This is a genomic window from Paenibacillus sp. JNU01, from assembly GCF_059130585.1.
On the sequence record NZ_CP169723.1, the window covers coordinates 5,105,669 to 5,117,550 of the forward strand.

Genomic DNA, 11,882 nt, shown 5'->3' on the forward strand with positions numbered 1-11,882 from the left:
GGGAATGGTCGCTTTTTGGTTCTCTATGAAGATTGGTACTAATGTAGATACCCGATATTCCGTGCATAAGGGTATATCTGTTGCTCGTATTGGTCGAGGAGAACGCCAGCCGCACGTACTTTGGCACGACCTTGTTGCAGTATCTTGGAATTTACTTTGTTTTTAGAAACGGCTTGTTTGTACAACAAGTATCCTTCCAGCTGAAGGTAGCTTCCCTTGACATAATAGGCATGTATTTTCTTAAGTTCAGGATTAGAAGGTTTGATTTGTTTTAACATGGATACCGTTTTTGTATAATTAGGGATCACCGTATTCGTAAGTTTGAGGTACATGGACTTGCGATTGGTTGAACTCACCTCACCTCCCACACTACCCAATGTGTCGATTGCTTTATTCTCATAAGGTACAAGGCGAGATATTTGTTCGAGATATTCTTCGAAATCCTTTTGATCTTTAGTGAGCTCCTGTTCTGCATCATCTAATTCTAATTCGTCCATAAGTTCTTTGTTCAAATTATCTTCGTTTTCACTATAATTCTGATCTGAATCTGAATATGTAGAGGTTGCTACTTTGGCAGCATCAGCAGAAGCGGCTGGAGAGAAAAGAACTCCTCCAAGCAAAACAAAACTGGTAATCAATGATATAATCCACGACTTCTTCAAATGTATTGTCATCCTCCTTTGGTTGTATTCCACTGGATAACCTAACATATCATTATCAGAAATTACAGGAATACATTTACATAAAAATAGAGTTGCCGCTTTTTTTCAAAATCCCCCTCAATAATCATCTTTTAACACGACATTGTCAGGTCTGTAATGAATGATCTTGAATAATTCCTCGGCCATGTAGACGGGGCTATGCTTGAAATCCTGTCTGATCCACTCCATGATCATGCCGAATATCGCATGAGACTGGTAACTTGCCAACAGTTCATGGTTAATGTGCTGCGGGAAGATATGGTTCAGATCCTGTAAGGAGAGATCGCGAAGAACATCACAGATCATGCGTTGAAAGTTGGACGAAGCCTCGGACTGTACAACCAGTGTGTAGAATTGTGCATGCTGGTGCACATGTTCAAATATGGTGATGGCCGAAGAGGGCATCAGACCGACCTCGAACTCTTTCAACCCTTGATAGGGTTTGCGAAAAGAAGTCACCAGATCCTGAATCACATCATCGATGATTTCGTTGAACAGGTCTTCTTTGTACTGATAATGTCTGTAAAAAGTACCTCGATTTAGATCAGCGCGCTCGACAATATCCGTAATCGATATTTCCTTAAAGGGATGTTTTTGCATCAAATAGATGAGAGCATCCTTCAGCGCAGCTTTTGATTTTTTAATTCTTCGGTCCATCGAATTTGGAGTTTCAGACATCTATTTTCCTCCTCTCTATATAAGTTGAACTAAAGAATATTTACACTGGCCACTTCGATGACAGAACAACCTTCCAATCGCTGTTATCCCCAGATTTTTTTGATTCCTTTTATAAAGGGGTAAATCCGGGGATAGCGTATGCTTCCGATGTAGCTTTCTTGCAGAAAGCTTGTAGGCGAACGCTCCGCTTCTTCAGATTCTTTCTGTCCTCTCCGTTTTGTGTAAATGTTTAGTTCAATTTATATAGTTCACCTAAATAGTTAAAGTACATTTGGGCTTAGTAGTGTTGTTTAACGTACAACTGGACAAGCTTTTACTGATTGAAGTGAATTGCTATGACTTATTATACTAAGGATAAGAGTTAATGAACATTTGTTTGTTAACTTATTGTAAACGAATACACAAAGGAGGATACATGGAATGAAACTTCAAGATAAAGTGGCAGTTGTTACAGGTGCTGGTTCAGGTATGGGGAAAGCGATCGCGACGTTATACGCCCAAGAGGGTGCAAAAGTAGTCGTATCGGATATTAACGAGGAATCCGCACAGGCGGTTGTGAATGATATTAAGGCACAGGGCGGGGAAGCGATTGTGGTTCTGGCCAATGTAGCCAAAGAAGAAGATGTGCAGAATCTGATTGATACGACGGTGAGCACATACGGTACAGTAGATATTCTGATTAACAATGCGGGCATTATGGATGGCATGGAGCCTGCAGCGGATATAACGGATGAGAAGTGGGAGAGATTGTTCGCTGTGAACACAACCAGTGTGATGCGGACAACACGGAAAGTATTGCCGATCTTCCTGGAAAAACAAAAAGGCGTCATCGTGAACATTGCTTCGGCAGGTGGATTGCACGGCGGACGTGCAGGAGCAGCCTATACGGCCTCCAAACATGCGGTCGTGGGTTTCACCAAAAATACAGGGTATATGTATGCTGAGCAAGGCATTCGTTGTAATGCGATCGCCCCAGGTGCCGTGGCAACCAACATCAGCGCATCCATGACTGGCATTAGCCCATACGGTGCAGGACGGCAACAGCTGGGCATGGCAATCAACCCACGCATCGGGACGAGTGAAGAGATCGCCAAGGTGGCCTTGTTCCTTGGGTCGGACGAGTCCAGCTTCGTGAACGGAACCGTCGTTACAGCTGATGCAGGTTGGAGTTCCTATTAATCCATTCAAGCGCAGTCGAGCATGGAGTACCGAAATAGTGCGAACAGTCAGGAAGCCGCATAACCATATGCGGCTTCTTTTTTGTGTTACTCCGAGAACGGTGGATCACAGCGCCATATCCCGTATAGGACAAACGTTTGCATTTCTACACGGATGCTTGAAATGATCAATTTGACGGTGGTTTTGGTTTGGAAAAGAGTGAGGATTCACGCACGATCAGACGATGGGGAATAATGACCGGATTATGAGGCTGTGGTTCCCCGCTTAGAATTTTCAACAAGACCTGAACGGCTGTATAGCCCAGCTGATAGGTTCCAATGTCTATAGAGCTTAAGGGTGGTGAAGCCAGCTCCGATAAAGCAATATTGTTAAAACTGACCACGCTGATATCCTCAGGCACCAGATAATGAAGCTCAGCAAGAGCTCTCAGTACCCCGAAGGCCACATTGTCATCAATGACAACGATTGCGGTGGGTCTGTTCGGCAAGGACATGAACAGCGACATCGCCCTGAATCCACTTTCCTGTAGAAATTCACCTTCCACAATCCAGTCACTATCGGCATCCAGCCCGGCTTGGGCAAGCGCTTTTTGGTATCCTAGCATGCGATCATGCGATAACGTAATGTCCGGTGGGCCGCTGACAAATCCGATTCGCGTATGCCCTTGGGCGATCAGATGATGTGTCGCATCATAAGCAGTCTGTACATTATCGTTATCCACCATGGGGGCATTAGGATGAGCTTCGCTACGACCGATTAACACAAAAGGAAACTTTTCCGCTTCCAAAAATGTGATGATGGGATCGTCTCGTTTGGACCCAAGCAACAGAATGCCATCCACTCTGCGACCATGAACAAGACGGGAGATCGCGTGCAGTTCATTGTCTGATGAAGTTTCAGTAGTTAGCAGCAATTCATAATTCATACGGGTGGCATGTGTAATAATACCCCGCAGCAGTTCCCCGAAAAAGTAATTCTGAAACAACTCTTCAGCAGGACGCGGAAGCATAATGCCAAGGGTATGGGTCGTTTTGGAAACCAGGCTCTTTGCCATGATGTTGGGATGGTAGTTTAATTCTTTCATGATTTGCTTCACTTTGAGAGACGTCTTGGTGCTGATTCTGGGATGGTTGGAAATCACTCGTGACACTGTAGAAGGGGAAACACCCGCCAATTTGGCAATATCCTTGATCGTAATCATGTAAAAAATCCCTTCTGAACAATCGTATAAATATTCTCCTATGGTAATCCAAAGGATACGATAAATCAATTGCTAACTGCCACATATGAGTTGCACAGGAAGTAAAATAAAGGAAGAAAGAGTCTGAACAAGGAAATAGGAAATTACTGTAGGTAGAAGAGGTAAATTGGTTAAAATTGAGCAAATATGGCTTGTGCAAACGTTTGTGCAAAGAAAGTTAGGTATTGTATGATGTGATTGTTATTGTAGCGCTTACATCTATGAATTTACATACTTCTTGACTTATTTCCCCCTACATATTGAATGAAGGAGTCATCTTGTCTTCCATTTGAGCAAACGTTTGTACAAAAGTGAACATGGAATGCAAAACCTGACAACATACGCAGACAAAAGGGTGAAAAGCGCGAACATTGTTGGACCAAGCAGAGGGAAGGGGACATTTTACATGAGAAAATGGCAAGGGGCAACATTGTCCGTCATGATGGCTTTCACACTGGCTGCATGCGGGGCTGGAGGCGGAAGTCCATCTCCAACTACGGCAGGTGAAAATCCGGAGGAAGTGGTAGAGCTGACAGCCGAGAATCTTCAACCGGAAGAAGGGGCAACCCTGGTGATCTGGGAGGACAAAAATCAAAGCAGTTTTATTGAGCAAAGAGCCAAAAAATTCGAAGAGAAGTACGGGGTAACGGTCAAAATGGAGGAGCTACCTCCAACCGATCAGGTCACCAAACTAACGACGGATGGGCCGGCGGGTCTCGCGGCAGATGTTGTCGTTTTCCCACATGATAAGATTGGTAGCGCTTCAGAGGCGGGACTTATTCTGCCCAATGACATATTCGAAGCAGAAACCGCAGAGAACACCAGTGACAACGCACTGAAGGCGGTAACGTTCAAGGATATCCTGTACGGCTATCCGTACAGCGTGGAGACGTATGCTCTCTTTTACAACAAAGCATTGTATCCAGAAGCTCCGAAAAACTTTGATGAGATTATCAGCTTCGCCAAGACGTTCAATAACGTGAAATCCAATCAATATGCGCTGATGTGGGAATTGCAGCAATTTTACTATAACTATGCATTCCTGGCTTCACAGGGCGGTTATATTTTTGGGGACAACGGGATGGATAGCGCGGATCTCGGTCTGAATAACGAAGGAGCCCTGAAGGGTGGGCAGTTCTTGCAGAAGCTGAAGTCGGAAGTACTGCCACTCAAGATGGGTGACGTGAACTATGATATCAAAAAAGGATTATTCTCCAGCGGCAAGCTGGCTATGGATATTAACGGTCCGTGGACCATTGCCGATTATCGCAATGCCGGTATTGATTTTGGCGTTGCTCCGCTTCCCGCAATTGATGGCAAACCGATGACCTCCTTCTCAGGTGTTAAAGCCTATTATGTAAATGCATTTACACAATACCCGAATGCATCGAAGCTTTTGGCAGCGTTCCTTTCCAATGAAGAAGCTCAGATGGAGAACTTTGATCTAAACGGTACACTCCCTGCGAACAAAAACGTGGCTGCTGATTCGAAGGTGCAGGAGGACCCAATCAATAAGGCGTTCTTGGAACAGTTCAACAACTCTACACCAATGCCTTCCCTTCCTGCCATGGACAGCGTATGGGGACCAATCACGTCTGCGATTACGGATATATGGGATACCGATAAGGACGTGAAGGCATCGCTGGACAATGCCGTGAAACAGATCCAGGAAAGCCTTGCTACCGTCCAATAGGGACGAACGACGAATCAGAAGATATGCATAAGAATTGTATAGATTGAACTTCATATTTACACAAAAACGGAGAGGTACAGTGTAAGCACACTTTGTTCAATGTATACACGTTAGCAATAGGCGGGGAGGAGAGAGCAAATGCAGCAGCAGCATGTCCCGGTGCCCGTTGGACCGAACAGGGAAAGACAACACCGGATGACAGCGGCTATATGTTCCATCATACTGCAAGGTCTTGGACAGCTGTACAATCGACAGTGGATTAAGGGAATTTGTCTGTTGTTACTGGAGGGAGCAGGGCTTGCGTACCTGCTTCCTCGTCTGTCACAGGCTGTATGGGGCATATGGACACTGGGGGAAAATACACAGCGTTTTGTCAAAGTGAATGGGTCCACCGTACTTCAAAGGGGAGACCATTCCATCTTTTTACTGTTGGATGGCATTATCGTACTACTGGTGTTTTTTGTGTTTATTCTGATCTACATCCTGAATATTCGGGATGCATACGTCACGGGAGTCGCCAGGGAAGAAGGGAAGAAGACCCTGGGTGCAGGGGCTTCGCTTCGAAACATGATGGACAAAAACTTTCCCTACCTGTTTCTGTCCATTCCGGCACTGGGCATTCTGTTTTTCACCGTTATGCCGATTCTGTTTACGATCACGATTGCATTTACCAACTACTCAGCCCCGGATCATATTCCGCCAGCCAAACTCGTGGACTGGGTTGGCTTCAAGACGTTCAGTGATCTGATTCAGTTGAAATCCTGGAGCCAGACCTTCTATGGCGTACTGACCTGGACGGTCATCTGGGCCATTCTGGCGACAGTCACCACCTATTTTGGCGGTGTGCTTGTGGCACTGTTGATAGAACAGCGGGGCATACGCTTCAAGAAGCTATGGCGCACGATTTTTATTTTGCCTTATGCGATCCCGCAGATCATTTCTTTGCTGCTCATGCGTAATCTGTTCAATGGCCAGTTTGGACCAATCAATACGTACATGCGAGCGTTTGGGCTGGAGGGATTACCTTGGCTGACAGATCCGTTCTGGGCGAAAGTCACCGTCATTGTTGTCAACATGTGGATCGGTATTCCCGTCAGTATGGTGCTCATTCTGGGTGTATTGACGGCCATCCCTCGTGATCTCTACGAGGCTGCCGAAGTGGATGGAGCATCCGCATTTCAGAAATTCCGAATTATTACGATGCCGTTCATTCTTTTTGCTACAACTCCGGTACTCATCATGCAGTTCGCCGGAAACTTCAACAACTTCAATGTCATCTTCCTGCTGACGAACGGAAATCCGCTACGCGGAGATTATCAGTACGCGGGGGCGACAGACCTCTTGGTAACCTGGCTCTACAAGCTCACGCTCGACAATAACAAGTTCAATATGGCTTCAGCGGTAGGGATTATTATCTTCCTTATCATCGCTTCATTCTCCATCTGGAACTTCCGCCGCTCCAAATCATTCAAGGAGGAGGACATGATTCAATGAAGACACGTAATAATCCGCTGCGACTGGCTCTGAGTTATGTGTTATTGGTGATTATCGCTATTGTCTCCATCTACCCGGTACTCTGGATCTTTCTCTCTTCCCTGAGACCGGGTGCGGCATTGTTCAGTGAACGGTTGTGGCCCGAAGCATTCACGCTGACTCATTACGGTGAGTTATTTAATAATCCGTCCTTTATGTATGGAAGATGGTATATGAATACGCTGAAAATTGCCTTTTTCACGATGATCTTCTCCACGTTGATGGTGACACTCGGGATGTACGCACTGTCCCGCTTCCGCTTCCGTGGACGTAAAACCATTCTCTCCACCATGCTGATTCTTGGCATGTTCCCAAGCTTTATGAGCATGATTGCGATCTATATCATTTTGCTGCAAGTTAAATTGCTCGACACCCACGCTGCGCTCATCCTGGTCTATTCATCCGGAGCAGTACTGGGTGGATTTATCGTCAAAGGTTTCTTTGATACGATTCCTCGCAGTCTGGACGAAGCTGCTCGCATGGATGGTGCCAGTCACCTGCGGGTATTTACCAGCATCATCCTGCCCTTATCCAAGCCGATGCTAACCTATGTGGCACTAACCAGTTTTACCGGTGCGTGGATGGACTTTATCTTCGCCCGGCTGGTATTGCGGACGAAGGAAAATTGGACGCTGGCGGTGGGCATGTGGGATCTGGTCAACCGTTATCAGGACAGTAACTTTACGATGTTTGCTGCGGGGGCGGTACTGATCGCCATTCCAATTACCCTGCTGTTTGTATTCCTCCAGCGATTCCTTGTTCAAGGGCTGACAGCAGGTGCTTCCAAAGGGTAATGCCGTGCCATAATATCATAGTCAGCCGCGGTAAATACGGCACTTCAACCAGGCACTTCCGTAATGTCATGTCTTTGTCGACTGACAGAACTGCGGAAGTGCCTGGTTCTATATGGGCTCGAATCTTGATTAGGGAGGAACGTGATGTATGGGCATAAACCCGTCCAGTGAGCCCGAGGTTATGGGATATCAAGGAGGACAAGCTGCATTGCAAAATGCCAAGACTCCGCGAACGCTTTGGCGTAATGTTACCTTTCGGAGGATATTGTACGGCTATGGTATCTCCGTATTCGGGGATTGCTTTAATGGGATTGCGATCAGTCTGTGGGTGTTACAGACCACAGGGAGTGCGAAGAGCATGGCGGCCGTACAGATCTGCAATATGGCCGTCAGTTTTTTATTCGGATCGGTGGCGGGTACGGTTGCAGACCGATTGGATCGCAGGAAGCTGATGCTGGCCTCGGATGTATTCCGCGGCGTCATGGCTGTGCTGATTGCGATTAGCTTATTTGGTTGGCATGCGCCGTTCCCGGTGGTACTGCTGTTGCTCTCACTCTCCATGTTTTCAAGTCTGTTTCAGGCACCTGCATTCCACGCCTCAGTGGCAAGTATGGTAGGCAGGGAGCATATTCAACAAGCAACCGGAACCATTCATATGGTGGATAATCTTGCCCGAATCAGCGGTCTGGCCGCGGCGGGCGTTGCTGTGGCTGCATTTGGAGGATTCGTCGCTATATTAATTACAGGGGCAACCTTTCTGTTGTCCGCAGTCTGTGTGCTGATGGCGGGCCGCTTTCCTGAAGTACAGCGATCCATTAATCAGCAGACCACGTTTGTTCAGGAATGGCGCAGTTCGTTTGGCTACATCTATCGGAATCGTCTGATTCGATCCATTGTATTGCTTAATCCGGTGCTAATCTTGTTTTTCATGTCAGCCATGATGCTGGTTCAAGTGATGGCAGTTAAGGTATGGGAGGCGAATCCGGTACAGTTTGGATTAATTGAGACCTGTATTCCACTTGGGTACATGATGGGCTCTGCACTGCTGATTGCTTCGGGGAAACGATTGAAGCGAAGAGGGAGATGGGTATTTATCGGTCTGATTGTTTTAGGTCCACTCTATATTCTTTTGGCGAATGTATCCTCGTCAATCATGGCACTGCCGTTAATCGTGGCTGGAGGTGCGATGTTCGCCTGCTGTACGATGCTCACCCAGATTATGCTGAGGACAGCCGTACCGGACGAGCTGCAAGGAAGGGTCTATGGTGTCGTTGGAACAATCACCAGTACAGCGCCTATTCTGGGATTGACGGTTGTCTCCGTATTGGCAGATCAGTGGGGGGCAGCTTCTGTACTGCAAGGCGTGGGCATACTGCTGCTGGCGACAGGTATTCTGGCCGCCACAACATTGAAGTCGATTCGAACCTATCAATAAAACGTAGTAGGGAGTATGCATGATATGGATTGAACCACATGTACACATCAACAGAGAGTGGGATAGAGGTAATCTTCGCAGCTTATGAAGAACCTAAGCATTCTGGGTAAGTTAAACAAAACAAAATAAAACAAAACCCGGAGCATACGCTGCGTTAGCGTAACTACTCCGGGTTAACTTGTGGACAGAATATTCTATTGCCAGTTTACATTTACAGTCGCTGTACCGCTGGCTGGTGTGGTAAATGTGTGGTTGGAACCACCTTCCCACGTAATGGTTGCCCCATTTTTCTTGAAGAATTTGAACTCCAGTTGTTTACCGGCAGGAACGCTCACATCATAGTACCAAGTTGGGTAGGCGTGGATAACCTGATTGAATGCAGGCCCAATAGCTGTTGTGCCCGTACTCCAGTTGCCCAGTTCTGCCACATTACCTGTCAGATAGATGTTCTGACCCAGTGTGGTGGAAGCGTTGTTAATGACGAATCGTACAGTGACCTGATCACCTGTAAGGATGGTGAAGTTGTTATAGGCATTGCTGTTGACGCCATTCGCAGCTACTTTCACAGCATAATTGCCTGCGGCAACAGCTGGGATCGTCACTTTGATTTGCGTATCTTCCCAGGATGTAATGGCTGCACCAGTAACGGCTGTTGTACCGAAGTATACGGTACCTTTGGTGGAGCCAAATCCACGTCCGCTAATCGTAACAACATTACCTGGTTTGCCCATCACCGGACCTACATGTCCGATCGTTGGTGTTGTTTCGCTTGTTGTATACTGCCAGACCGCGGTTGCCCCGGCAGCAAGCGTGAATGAAGAGACGGTACCATTGGTGGAAGTGATGTTATTACCGTTCAGTGCGCCGCCCAGTACATCGGTGTAGTTGCCTGTTGGCAGTGAAGTGCTTAGATTCGCAATGCTCGCTGGTGTGGAGAGATTACGGTTCACGGCAACAACAGCTACACTTTTGCCGAATTTGCGTTCATAGATATACACATCATTATTGATCCAGCGTTGCTGCGTGGAGCCGTAGGCAATAGCCGGATTGGATTTGCGAAGAGGGGCCAGCTTGCTGATGACGTTGAAAGCCGTTGTTGTTTTGGAGAAAGAAGGCATTTTGGCCCGATTGTCAGGGTCCCCGTTGCCTGTCAGATACTGTTCAGTACCATAATAGATGGCAGGTACGCCGCGTGAAGTCAGCGTGAAGGCCAGCGCCTGTTCCAGACGACGGTTATTGACGGCACTTGTTTTGAAGCGATCCATATCATGGTTGTCGATAAACGTAACTTGATCATTCACCTGATTATAATCTGCCGCTGTGCCTGTAATCATCGAATCGAGGGCATACATGTTGGATGTGTTATCCCGGAAGACGTTACGTACGGCAGAGTTAAAGCGGAAATCAAGCAGGCTCATCCCGGATTCATTGGCAAATTCCGTGTTATCCGCATCGGATGCAGCAGATCCCAGGAACCATTCACCGAAGGTGAATACAGGTTTATGTGCATAGATGGAGGACATCCAGCTCTTTTGCCAGCCGAGGGGCATATGTTTCACCGCATCAACACGAATGCCGTCCACCCCCATATCGAGCCATAGCTTGATTGCATCTTTGAAATATTGGTCAATGGTACTGTTATTATGATTCAGGTCAGCCAGGTCATAGAGGTTTTTGTAGATACCATTCTCCAGGGAGGAAAAATCGGAGCCGCCGTTGTGATGGAAATATCCATTTGTATCATTTGTGTATCCGCCAACCAGATTACCGTTATCGTACAACTTGCCATTCTCAGCAAAGGACGTATCGGTTTCCATGGCAGGAGACGTATGATTCGGTGCAAAGTCAATGACGATCTTGATGCCTTTGGCATGAGCGGTTGTAATCAGATTCTGAAAGTCAGCCATCGTTCCGAAATACGGATTGGTCTTCTTGAAATCACGTGCCCAGTAGCCATGATATGCTGTGTTGATTACGCCGCCATAGTTGATCGTGGCGAAGATATTCTCAACCGGCTGGGAGATCCACAATGCGGTAACGCCCAGATCGCTGAAATAGTTATCGTTGATTTTGTTGATCAGGCCCTGCCAGTCGCCTCCGCAATACAACTTCAGGTTGCTGCAAGTGGCATCGTAGGCAGCTCCGGTGGGATTGTTGGAAGGATTGCCGTCCAGGAAGCGGTCCGTAAAGATCTGATAGATGACGTCTGTACTGAAGTTCTGCTTGTTGGTAACTGCGGTATCCGCATCGGCATAGATCGCGGAAGCAGGTAGATATGGAAGTGCGCCCCCTGCAAGTAAACTGAGTGTCAGTGTTGTGCTGAGGAGTACGCGTTTGGCCATTTGAAACATAGTAATCCACCCTTCTCGTGAATGTAGTAGTTTAAATAAACAACCAACCTGGCTTTTGAATAATAGCGCTTTCAATACAACGGAATGATACGCAGTGGATTAAAGACTTCCCTCCTTTTGACACGCCAACAACCCCGGCATCTCCTTCGGGAGTTACCGGGGTTGTCCTAAACCGCTCTGGTTTAAAAGCATGGCCCTCGAGTTATGATCACAACGTTATCGTAAGAAATAATGGATCTTATGTCAATAACTTTTTTGAGAGCATTTATTTTCTATTT

Annotated in this window: 9 protein-coding genes; 5 read left to right on the plus strand and 4 right to left on the minus strand. The window is 46.8% G+C overall.

All coding sequences use genetic code 11. From position 1 onward, the window contains the following. Positions 1-38: 38 nt before the first annotated feature. On the minus strand, positions 39-662 hold the full coding sequence (locus NLBNIHML_RS22205; protein ID WP_494352778.1) for a hypothetical protein: 624 nt from the start codon (positions 660-662) through the stop codon (positions 39-41). Between the two features lie 117 nt (positions 663-779). Further along, complete coding sequence (locus NLBNIHML_RS22210) at positions 780-1,379, minus strand: TetR/AcrR family transcriptional regulator (protein ID WP_494352779.1); 600 nt, start codon at positions 1,377-1,379, stop codon at positions 780-782. A 420-nt stretch (positions 1,380-1,799) separates the two neighbouring features. Here NLBNIHML_RS22210 and NLBNIHML_RS22215 point away from each other — a divergent pair, with 420 nt between their 5' ends. Beyond that, positions 1,800-2,558, plus strand: coding sequence for an SDR family oxidoreductase (locus NLBNIHML_RS22215; RefSeq protein WP_278296680.1), 759 nt, complete (start codon positions 1,800-1,802; stop codon positions 2,556-2,558). 166 nt (positions 2,559-2,724) lie between these two features. On the opposite strand, the gene NLBNIHML_RS22220 is transcribed toward NLBNIHML_RS22215, so the two are convergent. Continuing rightward, positions 2,725-3,759: a LacI family DNA-binding transcriptional regulator gene (locus NLBNIHML_RS22220; protein WP_472474342.1), complete on the minus strand. Its 1,035-nt coding sequence runs from the start codon at positions 3,757-3,759 to the stop codon at positions 2,725-2,727. A gap of 445 nt (positions 3,760-4,204) precedes the next feature. Between NLBNIHML_RS22220 and NLBNIHML_RS22225 the strand changes: the two genes are divergently transcribed. The 4 genes from NLBNIHML_RS22225 (at position 4,205) to NLBNIHML_RS22240 (ending at position 9,253) form a co-directional block, all read left to right on the plus strand. Beyond that, on the plus strand, positions 4,205-5,491 hold the full coding sequence (locus NLBNIHML_RS22225) for a sugar ABC transporter substrate-binding protein (RefSeq protein ID WP_339239847.1): 1,287 nt from the start codon (positions 4,205-4,207) through the stop codon (positions 5,489-5,491). A 138-nt stretch (positions 5,492-5,629) separates the two neighbouring features. Further along, positions 5,630-6,985, plus strand: coding sequence for a sugar ABC transporter permease (locus NLBNIHML_RS22230; RefSeq protein ID WP_339239848.1), 1,356 nt, complete (start codon positions 5,630-5,632; stop codon positions 6,983-6,985). Then, positions 6,982-7,818 (plus strand): sugar ABC transporter permease, encoded by an 837-nt coding sequence (locus NLBNIHML_RS22235; protein ID WP_091015889.1) that lies wholly within the window; start codon positions 6,982-6,984, stop codon positions 7,816-7,818. Before NLBNIHML_RS22230 ends, NLBNIHML_RS22235 begins: the two co-directional genes overlap by 4 nt. A gap of 148 nt (positions 7,819-7,966) precedes the next feature. Further along, entirely contained in the window at positions 7,967-9,253 is a 1,287-nt protein-coding gene (locus tag NLBNIHML_RS22240) for an MFS transporter (RefSeq protein WP_494352780.1), read from the plus strand. A gap of 194 nt (positions 9,254-9,447) precedes the next feature. Here the strand turns inward: NLBNIHML_RS22240 and NLBNIHML_RS22245 are convergent, their stop codons facing one another. Then, positions 9,448-11,604: an alpha-amylase family glycosyl hydrolase gene (locus NLBNIHML_RS22245; protein ID WP_339259033.1), complete on the minus strand. Its 2,157-nt coding sequence runs from the start codon at positions 11,602-11,604 to the stop codon at positions 9,448-9,450. Between the last annotated feature and the right edge of the window lie 278 nt (positions 11,605-11,882).